This is a genomic window from Bradyrhizobium sp. CCBAU 51627, assembly GCF_028128765.1.
Taxonomy (GTDB): Bacteria; Pseudomonadota; Alphaproteobacteria; order Rhizobiales; family Xanthobacteraceae; genus Bradyrhizobium.
The window spans coordinates 417086-432401 of the sequence record NZ_LBJG01000024.1 but is presented as its reverse complement, the minus strand read 5'-3'; the positions used below and the strand labels follow the sequence as shown (position 1 = coordinate 432401).

The window sequence follows — 15316 nt, the reverse complement described above, 5'->3', positions numbered from 1 at the left end:
CTGAGGGAGCAAAACCATCACAATTGCGGGAGACGATGTGGCGTCGCGATGAGAGCCGAAAACATACGCGTCACAAGCGGATGTTCGCGTCCGGCCTGATGCAGGGCGATCGAATGATTGCGAACCAAGGGACCGGCAGCGCAAAAAAATGAGACTCAGGGAAAAATGCCGATGCGACCATGGACGGCTGCGCGTCCGAATTGCCTGGTGCGGCGCATGTTGACTTTCATGCACGGCCTCCAAATACTCGCCGAAAAAATAAGGCCAGTCGCAAACGACCGTTCGGAGGGAGGGATAGGATGCCGACTTCACGCAGGCAGCTGCTGAAGGGTACGGCGGCTGCCGCCGCCACATTCAGCCTCGATTGGACCCGGGCCCAGGCGCAAGCCGAGAATTTGCGCATCGGCCTGATCTACGATCTCACCGGACCATTCGCGGCGGGCGGTTCGGTCGCCTCCTCGGTCGGCGCGCAGATCGCCATCGATCTCGTCAACGAGAAGGGCGGCATCGGCGGCAAGACCAAGATCGTGCCCGTCGCCGCCGACTCCCAGAGCAAGGCGGATGTCGCCATCAACGAGGCCGAGCGGCTGATCAGCCAGGAAAAGATCGACATCATCGACGGGGTCTATTCCAGCGCCCATGCAGTGCCGATGGCGGCGAAGGTCGAGCAGCAGAAGAAGATCCTCTGGATCACGACCGCGGTGTCGACCGCCGTGTTCAAGGACAAGAACCTGCAATATGTGTTTCGCGCGCAGATCCACTCGGATCAATACGGACAGGCGTTCGCCGGCTTCCTCACCGAGCACGCGAAGGCCAAGCTCGGCACGGAGCCCAAGGACGTCAAGGTCGCGCTGATCCACGAGGATGGCCCCTATGGCGTCGGCGTCGCCGCGGCCGACGAGGCCTATGCCAAGGAGGCCGGCATCCAGGTCGTGCTGCGCGAGGGCTATTCGGCCTCCGCGCCCGATCTTTCCGTGCTTGTGACCAAGCTCAAGCGCGCCAAGGTCGATGTGATCTCGCACGCCGGCTACAATCCCGACATCACCCTGTTCCTGCGCCAGGCGCGCGAGAGCGGACTTCGGTTCAAGATGCTGTTCGGCGCCGGCGCCGGCTACAGCCAACTCGACAAGTTGCGCGCGACCTTCGGCGCCGACATCGACCATTTCTGCAATATCGATCCGGTCCCGGCGCAGCTGCTCGATCCGTCCAAGCTCGCGCCCGGTATGGGCGATCTGATCAACGCGATGGTCACGCGCTACAAGGCCAGGACCGGGGCGACCGACGTGCCGCCGCACTGCTCGATGGGCTTCAACCAGACCTGGGTGCTGCTCAACAACGTGCTGCCGGTGGCCAAGGAGAAGTACGGCAGCTTCGAGCCGGACGCCATTCGCAAGGCCGCACTCGACGTCGACATCCCCGCGGGCGGCACCATCCAGGGCTACGGCGTGAAGTTCTTCCCGCCGGGCACGCCGCTCTCCGGCCAGAACGAACGTTCGACGCCGGTGGTGATGCAGAACGCTGGCGAGCACATCTCGGTGGTGTGGCCGACCAACATCCGCACGCAGGATCCGGTGTTTCCGCTGCCGAAGGGATCGACCTACGGGGCGTGAGGCGCGGTTCTTCGCCCCGCTTGTGGACTCTCCGCAAACTCCCCTGTCACCAACCCAGCGGAGACTCCTCCCTCACCCCAACCCTCTCTCCGCAAGCGGGGCGAGCGCTGAAGCAGCTCATCTGCGACTCTGGCCACTACAGCACTACCCTTCGCCCCTCTTCCGCCGCCCAGTATCCGGCGTAATTGACCTTGATCGTCTCGCAAGCGAGCGCAAGGTCCGACAGCGGCTGCCGTCCGGTCGCGGCGCATTCCATGAAATCCTGAATCTCCTGCAGATAGCCGCGCGTCCACTCCTCCTCGAGGCAGACATATTGCCACCCGGTTTTGCGGTCGACCTTCTCAGTGATGTAGACCGGAGCCAGTTTCTCCTCGCTCGTCTGGTAGCTCATCAGATGATTGTTCGGGGTAATATTGGCGAACAACGAGCCACCTGAGGTATAGGTCTCGATCAGATTGCGCACACCGCCCATGATCATGTCGCCGGAGAACACGGTGGCCTTGGTGCCGTCGGAGAAGGTTGCAGTCAGCGTGCCCCAGTCCTCGACGTCGACAGGATTGGCCTTGATGTAGCTGCGCTCCTCCGGCTTGAGGCAGGCGGTGACGTTGCCGACATCGCCGGTGACGCTGGCGACATGGATCCTCTCCCCTCGCGCGCGCGCCTCGACCTGCTTGAGATAGAGCACGGCCGAGAGCGGATGGCAGCCCATTCGGATCAACGAGCCACCGCCGGTCATCGCCCATTGCGCGGCGTGCGCCGCATGCGAGCCGGAATGGCTCTCCTCGCCCTTCATGAACAGGATCTTGTCTTTCGTCGCCTTGAGGATCTCGGCGGTCTTGGTCACCGCTGGCGCGTAAATCCAGTCCTCGGCATACATGAAGAGCTTTCCGGTGCGCTCGATTGCGGCGCGGGTGGCGTCCATCTCCTCGAGCACGCGTTCGTACATCAGCGCCTTCGGCACGTGCTTGCCGATCGGCTGCCCGTCGCCGTGACGGCCGAAATAGCCGGCAAAGGGCTTTTCACAGATGACGTGCTTGCCGGCCTGCATGGCTGCCACGATCATCTCGGCATGCAGATTGGGCGGCGTGCAGATGTCGACGACGTCAAGCGCGCCGTCGGCGATCAGTTCAGCGAAGCTGCGATAGACGCGCGGGATGCCATGCCGGGCGGCGAATTCGACCACGTGCTCGCCGCGCGCGGCAACAGCCGCAACCTCGACGTCCACGCCGTAGACGCGCCGCAACGCATACATATGCAGCTCCGACACGAAGCCGCAGCCGACGAGTCCGACCCTGATCCTGGCCATAGCGCCCCCTTCTTTTGAGGGCACTATAGCGCGGCGACGGAGCTATTCCACCGAGACGCGCACCACGCCGGCGCTCATCATACCGAGCGCGCGGGCGGCGGGCACCGAGAGATCGACGATGCGGCCGCGGATGAAGGGACCGCGATCATTGACGCGACATTGGATCGAGCGCCCGCCGTAGGAGACTTTCAGAACACTGCCGAACGGTCGCGTTCGGTGGGCGCAGGTCATCCCGCCGCCTTTGCCGGCTTTGCCGTATCCATAATATGAAGCAAGTCCGCTTTCAGCGTTGGCGACAGAAATTGCAGAAAGCGAGAAACTGGTCAGACAAAACAAGAGTGTCCGCTGCGCTCGCACGGCACCGCTCCCCGGTTGGCCCTGCCCGCGCTGCAACGTCGCTGGTTCCCTTTGGTTCCCGCGCACTGCCGGGCAATGCCCGGCTGTGCCATCACACATTGTTACTGTTTGTGAAAAACCAGCGTGCGGACCTCGATGCTCTCGCGCGGCTGCGCATCGGGAGGCGTGGTTGGATCGACGAAGGCCGTGTGAGGCCCGAAGCGCGTGCGGCCGTCGGTTGCCGAGTCATAGCATTTGATCAGCAGAGCCTCGTCCCGCGTCATCTCCGGGAAATAGAACCAGCGATGATCAGGATTGTATTTCACCGAGTAGGTCTCGCCGCGACGATTGGGATAGATCAGGTCGGAGGCGACGAGATCCTCGGGCGCGACCGTCGTGCCGTCGGCCATGGCGAGCGGCGAGTCCTGCAGGGGACCGCGGATCGGCCGCCAGAGATTGATGACCTGAACGCGGCCCTTGAGCAGCTCATCCGCCTCGTCGGGCAGATGCTCGCGCACGCGGTTGGCGCCCGAGACAGCGGTCTGGTCGACATGCACGCGCGTCGCAGGCTGACGGGGCCCTGCGCCGCGAATGTCGGCGGCACCCTCGACGCGCTTGCGCACGGTGTGGTCGAAGATGACGACACGATCGGCCTTCAGCGTCGCGCGCAGGAAAGCTTCGACGGCGGGATAGTAGACGGAGCGGATTTCCGCGTCGTTGTAAAAGTCCTTCACCCTGATGGGATGACGCACCAGCGCAAAGCCTTCGCGGTCGAGCGAGAAGTTCTGGGCGATCAATCGCGCATCAAAAATCGGCACCAGATGCGGCTCCGGCAGCGAGGTGCTCTTGGCCTCACCCGGCGGTGGATCGAAGGCGTAGGTGCGCGGTTTGCCCGACATCGGCGCGAGATAGTTGAGTTCAGCGGTGACGAAGGGAAGCGATTCGATTCTTTTTTCTTGCAGGCCCATGGCCGGTCTCCCGATGTGCTCGTCGGGATGATTTTTGAGGGGACGGGACACGCCGCAAGGGAGGCGAGGTAAATAGCAACAGGATTACCGAGCCAGGCGCGATACGGGGAAGGACGTTTTCCAACACGCCGATCGTGACAGCAGCATCCTTCTCATGTCACGGATCGAGAACTCGTGAGGTCACGTGCTCCGCCCGTCACACTATCACGGTCTCGATGCGGGCGCATGACGGCGACAAGAGGCGCCAGCGTGGTCTTGAAGCTGGCGCGCCGCATCTCGCCGCGAGGCTGCGCGCGTCACGCCTGCGCGCGCCTGATCATACGACTTTCGCTTGGCCCGAGATCACCAGTAGCCGCGGTAATACGGCCGATAGTAGCCGTAATACGGGCGGTAATGCCGATAGTAATGACGATAGCCATAGTAGCGGGGATATGCATAGGGCCCGTAGCCATAATAGGAAGGCGCATAGCCGTAACCGTAGCCATATGGTCCGCCGTAATACGGTCCGCCATAATAGCCGTACGGTGCGCCGGCGATGGCGCTGCCGATGAGGGCGCCGGCCGCGAAGCCGCCCAGCCCCCATCCCCAACCGCCGCCGCGCCAATGCACCTGCGTGACGTCCCCGCCGGCCGCGGTCTTCATCGTCGCAACATTGGTCGGCATCGGCGCCGCTGCCACCTGTCCGATTTGGCCGGCCATGACCCCGACCGTCAGCGAGCAGGCAATTGCCATTTTCCAGATACTCATCGTGCTACTCCTTGTCTGACGTTGCGTTCAAAAGAGCATCGCAGGCGTATGATCGGCCATCCTTGCGCCAAGTCAAAGGCTCGAATTAGCGTGCAGCGCACAAGACATCTCGCATGCCTCAATTGTGATCAGCCGAGGACGTCTCTCGCCCACACCGATGTGACGTTATGATAACGGCACGGGAGGGCCCGCGCGCCGCGCCAAACCGTTAAGCTTCCCATCCGTTCGCAACCAACAAGCATCTTCCCGATTTACTATTCGTACCGTTACTATCGGTTCCAATGGTGCGCGGCCGGAAGGCACTTCGCGAAGACGTTGGTTGATGCCAGAATTTGGCTTGCGCCGGACAAGTGGGAGGATGACATGAGTGCCGCCGGAAATGAGCCGCTTGCCCGCCAGGCTTTGGCATTTGTCCTGGCCGGCGGTCGCGGCAGCCGGCTGCTGGAGCTGACCGACCGGCGCGCCAAGCCGGCGGTCTATTTCGGCGGCAAATCCCGTATCATCGATTTCGCGCTGTCCAACGCGGTGAACTCCGGCATCCGCCGCATCGCGGTCGCCACCCAGTACAAGGCGCACAGCCTGATCCGGCATCTGCAGATGGGCTGGAATTTCTTCCGTCCCGAACGTAACGAGAGCTTCGATATCCTGCCTGCAAGCCAGCGCGTCTCGGAGAACATGTGGTATGTCGGCACGGCGGATGCGATCTACCAGAACATCGACATCATCGAGTCGCATGCCTGCCGCTTCATCGTCGTGCTCGCCGGCGACCACATCTACAAGATGGACTACGAGGTGATGCTGCGGCAGCACGTCGACAGCGGCGCCGACGTCACGGTCGGCTGTCTCGAAATGCCGCGCGCGGAGTCTTCGGGCTTCGGCATCATGCATGTCGACGAGAACGGCTGGATCCAGCAATTCCTGGAGAAGCCCAAGGATCCGCCGCCGATGCCCGGCAAGCCTGATGTCTCGCTCGCCAGCATGGGCATCTATGTGTTCAACGCGAAATTCCTGTTCGACGAGCTCAAGCGCGACGCGGAAGATCCCCACTCCAACCACGATTTCGGCAAGGACATCATTCCCTATATCGTCAAGAACGGCCGCGCCATCGCGCATCAGTTCTCGACCTCCTGCGTGCGCTCGGGCAGCGACTCCCCCGCCTATTGGCGCGATGCCGGTACGGTGGACGCCTACTGGGCCGCCAATATCGATCTCACCGACGTGGTGCCGGAGCTCGATCTGTTCGACCGCGCCTGGCCGATCTGGTCCTATGCGGAAATCACGCCGCCCGCCAAGTTCGTCCACGACGAGGAGAGCCGGCGCGGCCAGGCCGTGAGCTCCTTGGTCTCGGGCGGCTGCATCATCTCCGGCGCGTCGCTGCGCCGCTCGCTGCTGTTCACCGGCGTGCGCATCAACTCCTATGCCAATGTCGAGAACGCGGTGATCATGCCTTACGTCAATGTCGGACGCGGCGCACGGCTGAAGAACGTCGTGATCGATCGCGGCGTCGAGATCCCCGAAGGCCTCGTGGTCGGCGAGGATCCGGAGCTCGATGCCAAGCGCTTCCGCACCACCGAGCAGGGTATCTCGCTGATCACCCAGCCGATGCTCGACAGGCTCAATTCATGACGCCTGTTCGCGTCCTGGCGGTCGCTTCTGAAGTCTACCCCATCGTCAAGACAGGCGGCCTCGCGGATGTCGCCGGCGCGCTGCCGATTGCGCTGAAGACGCACGGCGTCGAGATGCGCACGCTGATGCCGGGCTATCCTGAGGTGATGCGGCGGCTCGCGGGTGCGGATGAGATCCGGAGCTGGCCGGATTATTTCGGTGGCCCAGGCCGCCTGCTCGCCGGCTCCCACGACGGGCTCGACCTGTTCGTGCTCGACGTGCCCCATCTCTACGCACGGCCCGGCAATCCCTACGTCACCGCCAAGAACCTCGACTGGCCGGACAATGGCGTACGCTTCGCGGCGTTGTCGCGCGTGGCGGCGGACATCGGCCGCAGCCTCGTCCCGGCTTTCGTGCCCGACGTGGTGCATGCCCATGACTGGCAGGCCGGGCTCGCGCCGGCCTATCTGCACTACGACGGCGGACCAAGACCGGGCACGGTCATGACCATTCACAACATGGCCTATCAGGGCAAGTTCGACCGCGGGCTGGCGGACGCGATCGGCCTGCCCCGGAATGCCACGTTCGACGTCCACGGTCTGGAATATTTCGGCGGCATCAGTTTTCTGAAGGCCGGCCTGCAGTTGGCCGATCGCATCACCACGGTTTCGCCGACCTACGCGCATGAAATCCAGAGCGATGAAGGCGGCATGGGGCTCGGCGGCCTGTTGCGCGAGCGCTCAAGCGTGCTGAGCGGCATCCTCAATGGCATCGACGTCGAGGTGTGGAATCCGCAAACCGATCCACACATCGCCTATCGTTTCAGCAGCGAAGACCTGGCGTTCCGGGCCGCGAACAAGGCGGTGCTTCAGCAGCAGTTCAATCTCGATTCCTCCGACGAAGCGCCACTGCTTGGCGTCATCAGCCGGCTGTCCTGGCAGAAGGGGCTCGACCTCCTGCTCGCGGCGATCCCGACGATCCTGGATCAGGGCATGCAACTGGCGCTGCTCGGCAGCGGCGACCGCGATCTCCAGGACCGCTATCAGGCCGCCGCGCGCGCCAATCCGGGCCGGATCGGCATCATGATCGGCTATGACGAAGTGCTGGCGCATCTGATCCAGGCCGGCTCCGACGCGCTGCTCGTACCCTCCAGGTTCGAGCCGTGCGGGCTGACCCAGCTCTGCGCCCTGCGCTATGGCGCGATCCCCATCGTCTCCCGCGTCGGCGGTCTCGAGGACACCATCGTCGATGTCGGCGAAGCCGGAGGTGAGGCCACCGGCTTCAAATTCGGTCCGGTGACGGCCGACGCTCTCGCCGGCACCTTGCGCAAGGCCAACGCCGCCTTCCGCGACAAGGCGACCTGGCGACGGCTGCAAAGAAACGGCCTGGCCAGCGACGTGTCCTGGCGCAATCGCGCGGGCCAATACGCCGCACTGTATCGCGACCTGATGGCATCCCGCCGCGCGTGAAGATGACGGCCCTCGAATCCATGTTATAGAGCGGCCATGGAACCCCTCGCAATCAAGCTGATCGGCTTTGCCGCCGCCGCCTGCACCACCGTGGCCTACGCGCCGCAAGCCATCAAGGTCTGGAAGACGCGCTCCACCGGCGACATCTCGCTCGGCATGTTCCTGGTCATGGTCCTCGGCCTGGCGCTCTGGCTCATCTACGGCCTGCTCTCGGGCGATGGCCCGCTGATCGCCTCGAACGCCGTCACCATGCTGCTCGCGGGCGGCATTCTGGTGATGAAACTGCGATACGGATGAGGCTTTCCTGGCCTCTCCCCGCAAGCGGGGAGAGAAAGAAGAGACGATCACCCAAACACATACGACGCCATCGCGACGCTCGCGACCTCGTCGACGAAAACACGCTTGCCCACGTCGTTACCGGCCGCGCCGGCCGCGACCATCAGCGGCAGCAGATGATCTTCGCGTGGATGGGCGAGACGCGCGCTCGGCGCGTTCTCCCAGTCGACGAGCATCGTGTTGCGGCGCGCCGCATCCGGGTTGCTGATCGCCTCGTTGAGATAGGCCTCGAAATCGTAGGAGACGGGCTTTGATTCCGCACGGCCGAAGCCGCGCATGTTGTGATAGGTGAGCCCGCTGCCGACGATCAGAACGTCCTCGTCGCGGAGCGAGGCGATCGCCTGTCCGACCTTGATGTGCTCGGCCGCGTCGTAGCTCGACTTCAGCGACAGCAGCACGATCGGCATGTCGGCGTTCGGATACATCAGGCCGAGCGGCACGAAGGTGCCGTGGTCAAAGCCCTGATTGGGATCCTCGCGGCAGTCGAACCCGGCGTGCGCGAGCCGCGCCTTCACTTCTGCTGCGAGCGCCGGCTGGCCGGGCGCCGGATATTGGATGTGGTAGGTATGCTCGGGGAAACCGTAATAGTCGTACACCATCGGCGGATGCGCCGAGGTCGACACGGTGAAAGCATCGGCTTCCCAATGCCCGGTGATGACGAGAACCGCCTTCGGCCGCGCGGGCAGAAGCTGCGGCAGCCGTGCGAACTCCGCGGCGGTCTTGGCATATTGCACCCGCCGGTCCTCCATGAAGGGCCAGGGGCCGCCGCCATGGGACAGGAACAGGGTCGGAAATCGCGTCATATGTGCCGGCTCGTCTCAAAGACAACATGCGCGGCTTAAACGCCCGCGCTTCGCGGCGAGCATAGGCAAACCGGCATGGTTAGCAAGTCGTTAACGATTTGCCGCCCAAAATCCCGATGTGGCCGAAGAATCGGCCAGAAGACAAGCGGGTTGTGAGATGAAGAAGTTTGCGCTGGGGGACGTCGTCAATAGTGACAAGGGCCGCCGCGGCGTCGTTCGCGCCGCCTACCGGTCGAAGGAAGGCCAGCAGTTCTACGCCGTCGAGAAGGACGGCGCGATGGACTATCTGGAGGAAGAGCGCCTGACGCTGGCGCCGCGCGTCGAACTCGCGGCCTAATCCCAACTCATTTCCCGCCCTTTGGCGCGAGTCGGTCCAGGTGCGCCGCGAAGGGATCGTCGCCACTCGCGATGTGATCATTCCCGATCAGCAACAAATGGTCGCGGTCCGCAGTCGCGTCCCAATGGGGCAGCTCTGCGCCGTTGGGATCGCCGCCCCGAGCGAAGTTGATCCAGTAGGCTCGCAGACTGTTTGCGACCTCGCGATCCCGCCGCGAGAAGATGCCGGCGCCTGGTATCCCCTCTGCGCCGAAGATGAACTGCAACTCGCGCCCGTGGCCCTCGTCGGGATTGGCGCGGCTTGATTCCGGCACATAGGCAAAGCGATAGCGGAAGGTCGGCGCGCCGGTTGCGGCATGAAGGCGGGCAAGCATTCGCACCGGCTCGGAGAAGACCTTGTCGGTGTAGAAGCGCGCTGCAAGATCAGCCGCCCTTGCGGCATCAGGATAGAGTTTGCGCAGCTCGTCGATGCTCTCACCCGATGATGACAGCGCCTCCTTGACCTCCAGCTCGCTGTCGAAGCGGGTCTCATCGTCATTCGAGCCGATGATCAGGGGAATACGGCTCTCGTGTCCCACGGCAAATCCCGCTGCGATGTCTTCGGTGACCAGGTTTCCGTCCACCGCCGGCGCAAACCTGCCCGGAGATCGTTCCAGCAGGCGCTTTTCAGCGGCGAGCAGACGCGCAGGCGCGACGGCGCGCAAATCCGCCGCCTGCCCGAGGGTGGCGACGAACTGCTGGCCCATGGCTTCCGCCTCCTGCGATGAGAGCAGGCGCGCGCGGCCGGGCACCGATTGCAGAATCGCTTTCTGGAAGAGATCGCGTGATTGGCTGCACAGCATCAGAAGCGCGATCGATGTCGCGCCGGCCCCGTTGCCGAACAGCGTGACGTTGTTCGCATCGCCGCCGAAGGCCGCGATGTTGTCATGAACCCAGCGCAGCGCTGCGATCTGGTCCATCAGGCCAAAATTGCCGGAGCCGTCGTCCGACAGCGCGGGATGACTGAGCCAGCCGAGCGCGCCCAGCCGATAGTTCACGGTGACCACGATGAGTCCGGCCAGCGCGAGCCTTGCCCCGTCGAACAACGGATCGTTGGCCGTGCCCGCGACAAAGCCGCCGCCAGGGATGAACACCATCACCGGCAACGGCCCGTCGACGCCGAAGGGACGAAATACGTTGAGCGTGAGGCAATCCTCGCGCGCGACCGGCAGCGACGGCTGGAGGCATGGCGCGCCATACTCATAGGCCGTGCTCATCTCCGAACTCTCGGGCAAGGCCTGCGGCGGACGCCAGCGCAGGCCGCCGACCGGCGGCGCTGCATAGGCCAGCCCCTTGAAGGATGCCACCTCGCCTTCGACGGCGCCGAGCATCTGGCCTTCGCGCGTCAGTGCAAACGGGTACTGGCCGACCGCCTGCGCGACGGCGGCACCAGTGCAGAGCAAAACAAAAGCTGCAATGAGTGCAAGCAGGGATCGCATCTTCGGGAGATCTCGATGCGCGAAAATGTTCCCCTGCAGGTTACGACCGCGACGCGCAGCGAGGCAAGCGACCTCTTACCTCGCCCCGCGTGGAGAACTAGCTGCCTTTGGCGACGATCTCCGCCAGTGCACGCCGCGCGATGATGCCGAGCTCGCCGAGCGTGGAGTGGCCGGCCCTCGCGGCCTCGATCAGACGCTCGGCAATGAACCTGCGGCTGTCGTGGTTGCCGCCATGCGGCAATTGGCGACACGTCTCCTCCAGGACGACGTCCATGTTGGCTTTGGTTCGCTCACTCAACTCTATCATGACGCCGGGCCGGTACGCGTGGCTTGTAGCCGCAAGCATACACAGACGGATCGGACATGATTAGCCCGGGTAATCACGGCCATTGTGCGTCGCCATGCGTGTAGCGCCCCAAGATTCACCTGGCCACGATGCCGCCGCAAACGACTACCGAAGATTGCATATGCTCTAATGACAAGCTGAACCTGCGGCGATAGCCTGCCGGCAAAACAAAACATACGGGAGGAATACCATGCCTGACGCAATGGTTGCCACACGTGTCTCCGATCAACCCGGAACCGCTCAGCAGGTCGACGTCGCCGTGGTCGGCGCCGGATTTGCCGGCCTCTATCTGCTCCATCGCCTGCGCAAGGCCGGCCTCTCGGCCGTCGGGATCGAAGAAGCCGGCGACGTCGGCGGCACCTGGTACTGGAACCGCTATCCCGGCGCGCGCTGCGATATCCAGACCATCGACTACAGCTATACGTTCGATCCGGAACTCGACACGGCCTGGACCTGGTCGGAGAAATACGCGACCCAGCCGGAAATCCTGCGCTATCTCGGCTTCGTCGCGGACCGCTACGATCTGCGCCGCGACATCCGCTTCAAGACCAAGGTCACCGAAGCCAAATGGAACGAGACAGCCCAACGGTGGCTGCTCACCACTGACAATGGTGCGCCGGTCTCCTGCCGCCATTACATCATGGCTACCGGCTGTCTCTCCGCGCCGAAGCCGCCGGAGATCGATGGCGTCAAGGACTTCGCGGGCGAGGTCTATTTCACCGGGCGCTGGCCGCATGATGGCGTCGATCTCGCCGGCAAACGCGTCGCCGTGATCGGGACCGGCTCGTCGGGCATCCAGTCGATCCCGCTGATCGCCGAGCAGGCTGCGCATCTGACCGTGTTCCAGCGCACGCCGAATTTCGCCCTGCCAGCGCACAACGGCCCCTCGCCGTCCGATCGCAGGGAGCTGTTCCAGAGCGACCGCGCCGCCTATCGCGCGCAGGCGCGCCAATCCATGGCTGGCGTGCCCTATCCGCAGCAGACCGCCGTGAGCTGGCAGCTCAGCGATGCCGAGCGGCGTGAGCGGTTCGAACGCGCCTGGGCAGCCGGCGACCTCGTCCACATCCTGTCGCAGCTCTGGGCCGACCAGGCGGTCGACCTCGACGGCAACAGGATCGTCCAGGACCTGATCCGCGAAAAGATCCGCGCGGCCGTCAACGATCCCGAGACGGCGGCGGCGCTGATGCCGGACGACCATCCGTTCGGTGCCAAGCGCCCCTGCCTCGAAACTAACTACTACGCGACCTACAACCGGCCCAACGTCACGCTGGTCAATCTGCGCCAGGAGCCGATCAAGGCGATCACGGCAAGCGGCATCACCACCGGCAAGCGCAACTTTGATGTCGACGTCATCGTGTTCGCGACCGGCTTCGACGCCATGACCGGCGCGATCCGCGCCGTGCATCCGATCACCGGGCGCGGCGGCAAATCGCTCAGCGATGTCTGGGCGCAGGGGCCGCAGAGCTATCTCGGCCTCACGGTCGAGGGCTTTCCGAACTTCTTCATGATCACCGGGCCCGGCAGCCCGTCGGTGCTGTCGAACATGGCGGTCTCGATCGAGCAGCATGTCGACTGGGTGGTGGATCGCCTCAAAGCGCTGCGCGATGCCGGTTTCACCACGATCGAGCCGACCGAGACGGCGCAGGCCGGCTGGAACAGGCACATGGCGGATTGTTCGATGCTGACGCTGCATCGGCTCGCCAACACCTGGTACACGGGCGCCAACGTGCCCGGCAAGGTGCAGGGCTTGATGCCCTATACCGGCGGCGTCGGCCCCTATCGCAGCATCTGCGACGAGGTGGTCCGCCGCGGCATGCTCGGCTTCAGGCTGAGCGGCCCCGACGTCGCAACGCAATGCAATGACGGCGAGGTGGTGCGGCTGCAGCCGGACGTACGGCTGGTGCTGAGCCTGCTGGCCTCGCTGAACCTGCCGCCGATCGAGTCGATGGGAGCGGCAGGCGCGCGCGCTTTCGTCAACGAGTTCAACAAGGCCCGTCCGGCAGGGCGGCCGATCGGCGACATCGTGGACGGCACCCTGCCCGGCGCCAACGGGCCGCTGCCGTACCGCGTCTACAAGCCGGCCACACCGGGACCGCATCCCGTCGTGGTCTATTTCCACGGCGGCGGCTGGGTACTCGGCGACGAGCAGTCGGACGAGCCATTCTGCCGCGACATGGTGCGGCGGACCGGCATGATGTTCGTCAGCGTCGGCTATCGCCACGCGCCGGAGCATCGCTTCCCGGCGGCGGCGGAGGACGGTTATGCAGCGACGCGCTGGATCTCGGAGCATCTCGCCGAACTCGGCGGCATCCAGGGCCCGGTGCTGGTCGCGGGCTGGAGCGCCGGCGGCAACGTCGCCGCCGTGACCTGCCAGCTCGCGCGCGACCGTGGCGGGCCCGAGATATCAGGCCAGCTGCTGGTCTGTCCGGTCACCGACTGCAGCTTCGATCGTCCGTCCTACAACGACAACGCCACCGGCTACTTCCTGACGCGGTCGCTGATGTACTGGTTCTGGGACCTCTACTGCTCGCCTGATGACCGCACCGACCCGCGCGTCTCGCCGCTGCGCGGCAAGGTCGCCGGCCTGCCGCCGGCCTTCGTGGTCACCTGCGAGTTCGATCCGTTGCGCGACGAAGGCATCGCCTATGCCGAAGCGATGGCCGCCGCCGGCGTCCCGGTCGAGCAATTGAAGGCGCACGGCCATTTCCATTCGTCCTTCACGATGGTCGACGTGGTGATCACCGGGGTCCAGGGTCGGGTTCAGATGGCCGGAGCCTTGCGGCGTTTTGCAGGAATTCCGCCGGAGGTCAGCCGCGGCGACGAGACCAGCCAAGGCCTTGCCAGCTCCGGACACAAGATCGCAGCGGCTGCGAGTTAGCCGGCGATCGGCCGGGAACCTCTTGCCGGCCGCTGCGTTAGCGAGCCGTGGCATTGAGATGCAGCGATGGCTATGGGCCCTGGCACGCAGGCCTTTGCGTGCCGGGGTTCTGTTTGCGTGAGGCAGGAACGATATGGGCGACGCAACTGCTACCGATTCAAAGGTCGATTTCGGCGCGCCCGCAGTGCTGCAGAAATGGCCGTCGCTCGGAAATCAGCGTCGGCCGGACCGCGCACCCTATCAGGTCAGCGAAGGCACGCTCGACGCCTGCATCTCGGCTTTCATGGAAAAACCCGCGCCATCAAGGCATCTCTACGAGATCCGCACGGCGGCGCAACCGCCACTGGTCACGGACATCCTCTCGCCGGAGCACATCATCGAGCTGTCGCGGCTGAGAGACTTTCTCTGATGGCGATTGCACGCAACTGCCGAACCACAAAGCTGTGACTTCGGGCTCGCCAACTTGACAGGAACCTTCTTCCGAATTTTCCCGTTAACAGGACGACAAGAGTTAATACCAAGACGTGAGCTTCTCACATGCTTGATGCTGGCGTGCCATCCCCGGTCGTGCCCTATGGCGCCGACCAGACCATGTTCGTGGTGATCGATCGCCTCGACGAGGCAACCGAAATCCGCATCGAACGAAACGATCTCGACACCGCAATCAGCGAAATGGTTGCGGGCTGTTTCAACGACCCGGTCAAAGTGATCTCGTTCAACACGCTCGAACACTGGATGCACGACATTTCGACCGATGTCGCGGACGAGATCCAGGCGCGCTGCGATATCGATGGCGTGACATTGCCCGACTACCTCAGCGATTTCGTGGAGAGCCACAGCTGATCTCGCATCGCCGTCGCGGCGGGTCGAGTCGCAGGCAACAAAAAAGCGCCGCCTCCGCGGCGCTTTTTGTGTCACGCGCTCAGTGGTGCCAGAACAACGCCAACAGCAGGATCACCGGCAGCGGCACGCCAAGCAGCCAAAGCAAAGCACCTCGTCAAAAACCCATAATGTCCTTCCTCCTCTTGCATCGCGGGTGTGACGCCCGGAAAAAAGAGAAGTTCCGCGCCTCGCAGCGAGGGCGAATGCAATCAGGAC

General features: G+C 64.0%; 15 protein-coding genes. 8 read left to right on the top strand and 7 right to left on the bottom strand.

Annotated elements, in window-relative coordinates; translation table 11 throughout:
- Nucleotides 1-299 precede the first annotated feature (299 nt).
- Entirely contained in the window at nt 300-1610 is a 1311-nt protein-coding gene (locus XH88_RS16995; protein ID WP_271669439.1) for an ABC transporter substrate-binding protein, read from the top strand.
- A 136-nt stretch (nt 1611-1746) separates the two neighbouring features.
- On the opposite strand, the gene XH88_RS16990 is transcribed toward XH88_RS16995, so the two are convergent.
- The 4 genes from XH88_RS16990 to XH88_RS16975 all read right to left on the bottom strand — a co-directional run bounded on the left by XH88_RS16990 (nt 1747) and on the right by XH88_RS16975 (nt 4967).
- Nucleotides 1747-2916, bottom strand: coding sequence for a Gfo/Idh/MocA family protein (locus XH88_RS16990; protein WP_271669438.1), 1170 nt, complete (start codon nt 2914-2916; stop codon nt 1747-1749).
- A gap of 42 nt (nt 2917-2958) precedes the next feature.
- Entirely contained in the window at nt 2959-3273 is a 315-nt protein-coding gene (locus tag XH88_RS16985; RefSeq protein ID WP_271670366.1) for a septal ring lytic transglycosylase RlpA family protein, read from the bottom strand.
- A gap of 101 nt (nt 3274-3374) precedes the next feature.
- A complete protein-coding gene (locus XH88_RS16980) occupies nt 3375-4220 on the bottom strand; it encodes a CmcJ/NvfI family oxidoreductase (RefSeq protein WP_271669437.1) in 846 nt (281 codons plus the stop codon).
- Between the two features lie 342 nt (nt 4221-4562).
- On the bottom strand, nt 4563-4967 hold the full coding sequence (locus XH88_RS16975) for a hypothetical protein (RefSeq protein WP_271669436.1): 405 nt from the start codon (nt 4965-4967) through the stop codon (nt 4563-4565).
- Nucleotides 4968-5330: 363 nt separating this feature from the next.
- On the opposite strand from XH88_RS16975, the gene glgC reads away from it, so the two are divergent.
- The 3 genes from glgC to XH88_RS16960 are packed head-to-tail and all read left to right on the top strand — an operon-like array spanning nt 5331 to nt 8338.
- On the top strand, nt 5331-6593 hold the full coding sequence (gene glgC, locus XH88_RS16970; protein ID WP_271669435.1) for a glucose-1-phosphate adenylyltransferase: 1263 nt from the start codon (nt 5331-5333) through the stop codon (nt 6591-6593).
- A complete protein-coding gene (gene glgA / locus XH88_RS16965) occupies nt 6590-8041 on the top strand; it encodes a glycogen synthase GlgA (RefSeq protein ID WP_271669434.1) in 1452 nt (483 codons plus the stop codon). Before glgC ends, glgA begins: the two co-directional genes overlap by 4 nt.
- 36 nt (nt 8042-8077) lie before the next feature.
- Nucleotides 8078-8338: a SemiSWEET transporter gene (locus XH88_RS16960; RefSeq protein WP_271669433.1), complete on the top strand. Its 261-nt coding sequence runs from the start codon at nt 8078-8080 to the stop codon at nt 8336-8338.
- 47 nt (nt 8339-8385) lie between these two features.
- On the opposite strand, the gene XH88_RS16955 is transcribed toward XH88_RS16960, so the two are convergent.
- The gene (locus XH88_RS16955) at nt 8386-9180 is read right to left on the bottom strand and encodes a DODA-type extradiol aromatic ring-opening family dioxygenase (RefSeq protein ID WP_271669432.1); all 795 of its coding nucleotides are present in this window, start codon (nt 9178-9180) and stop codon (nt 8386-8388) included.
- Between the two features lie 157 nt (nt 9181-9337).
- Between XH88_RS16955 and XH88_RS16950 the strand changes: the two genes are divergently transcribed.
- Complete coding sequence (locus XH88_RS16950; RefSeq protein ID WP_092299540.1) at nt 9338-9517, top strand: hypothetical protein; 180 nt, start codon at nt 9338-9340, stop codon at nt 9515-9517.
- 7 nt (nt 9518-9524) lie between these two features.
- On the opposite strand, the gene XH88_RS16945 is transcribed toward XH88_RS16950, so the two are convergent.
- Entirely contained in the window at nt 9525-10994 is a 1470-nt protein-coding gene (locus XH88_RS16945) for a carboxylesterase/lipase family protein (RefSeq protein WP_271669431.1), read from the bottom strand.
- Nucleotides 10995-11091: 97 nt separating this feature from the next.
- Nucleotides 11092-11340 (bottom strand): hypothetical protein, encoded by a 249-nt coding sequence (locus XH88_RS16940; protein WP_333909251.1) that lies wholly within the window; start codon nt 11338-11340, stop codon nt 11092-11094.
- A 190-nt stretch (nt 11341-11530) separates the two neighbouring features.
- Here XH88_RS16940 and XH88_RS16935 point away from each other — a divergent pair, with 190 nt between their 5' ends.
- From XH88_RS16935 to XH88_RS16925, 3 genes are all read left to right on the top strand, one after another.
- Entirely contained in the window at nt 11531-14218 is a 2688-nt protein-coding gene (locus XH88_RS16935) for a flavin-containing monooxygenase (protein WP_271669429.1), read from the top strand.
- A 133-nt stretch (nt 14219-14351) separates the two neighbouring features.
- Complete coding sequence (locus XH88_RS16930; RefSeq protein WP_271669428.1) at nt 14352-14627, top strand: hypothetical protein; 276 nt, start codon at nt 14352-14354, stop codon at nt 14625-14627.
- A 128-nt stretch (nt 14628-14755) separates the two neighbouring features.
- Nucleotides 14756-15061 (top strand): hypothetical protein, encoded by a 306-nt coding sequence (locus XH88_RS16925; RefSeq protein ID WP_271669427.1) that lies wholly within the window; start codon nt 14756-14758, stop codon nt 15059-15061.
- The last annotated feature ends 255 nt before the right edge of the window (nt 15062-15316 follow it).

What these genes read in the sequence shown, in the direction of transcription:
- XH88_RS16935 (WP_271669429.1), top strand. Translation starts at nt 11,531, where the DNA reads ATGCCTGACGCAATGGTTGCCACACGTGTCTCCGATCAACCCGGAACC.
- glgC (WP_271669435.1), top strand. Translation starts at nt 5,331, where the DNA reads ATGAGTGCCGCCGGAAATGAGCCGCTTGCCCGCCAGGCTTTGGCATTT.
- XH88_RS16960 (WP_271669433.1), top strand. Translation starts at nt 8,078, where the DNA reads ATGGAACCCCTCGCAATCAAGCTGATCGGCTTTGCCGCCGCCGCCTGC.
- XH88_RS16925 (WP_271669427.1), top strand. Translation starts at nt 14,756, where the DNA reads ATGCTTGATGCTGGCGTGCCATCCCCGGTCGTGCCCTATGGCGCCGAC.
- XH88_RS16990 (WP_271669438.1), bottom strand. Translation starts at nt 2,916, where the DNA reads ATGGCCAGGATCAGGGTCGGACTCGTCGGCTGCGGCTTCGTGTCGGAG.
- XH88_RS16950 (WP_092299540.1), top strand. Translation starts at nt 9,338, where the DNA reads ATGAAGAAGTTTGCGCTGGGGGACGTCGTCAATAGTGACAAGGGCCGC.
- XH88_RS16955 (WP_271669432.1), bottom strand. Translation starts at nt 9,180, where the DNA reads ATGACGCGATTTCCGACCCTGTTCCTGTCCCATGGCGGCGGCCCCTGG.
- XH88_RS16980 (WP_271669437.1), bottom strand. Translation starts at nt 4,220, where the DNA reads ATGGGCCTGCAAGAAAAAAGAATCGAATCGCTTCCCTTCGTCACCGCT.
- XH88_RS16995 (WP_271669439.1), top strand. Translation starts at nt 300, where the DNA reads ATGCCGACTTCACGCAGGCAGCTGCTGAAGGGTACGGCGGCTGCCGCC.
- XH88_RS16930 (WP_271669428.1), top strand. Translation starts at nt 14,352, where the DNA reads ATGGGCGACGCAACTGCTACCGATTCAAAGGTCGATTTCGGCGCGCCC.
- glgA (WP_271669434.1), top strand. Translation starts at nt 6,590, where the DNA reads ATGACGCCTGTTCGCGTCCTGGCGGTCGCTTCTGAAGTCTACCCCATC.
- XH88_RS16940 (WP_333909251.1), bottom strand. Translation starts at nt 11,340, where the DNA reads ATGCTTGCGGCTACAAGCCACGCGTACCGGCCCGGCGTCATGATAGAG.
- XH88_RS16945 (WP_271669431.1), bottom strand. Translation starts at nt 10,994, where the DNA reads ATGCGATCCCTGCTTGCACTCATTGCAGCTTTTGTTTTGCTCTGCACT.
- XH88_RS16975 (WP_271669436.1), bottom strand. Translation starts at nt 4,967, where the DNA reads ATGAGTATCTGGAAAATGGCAATTGCCTGCTCGCTGACGGTCGGGGTC.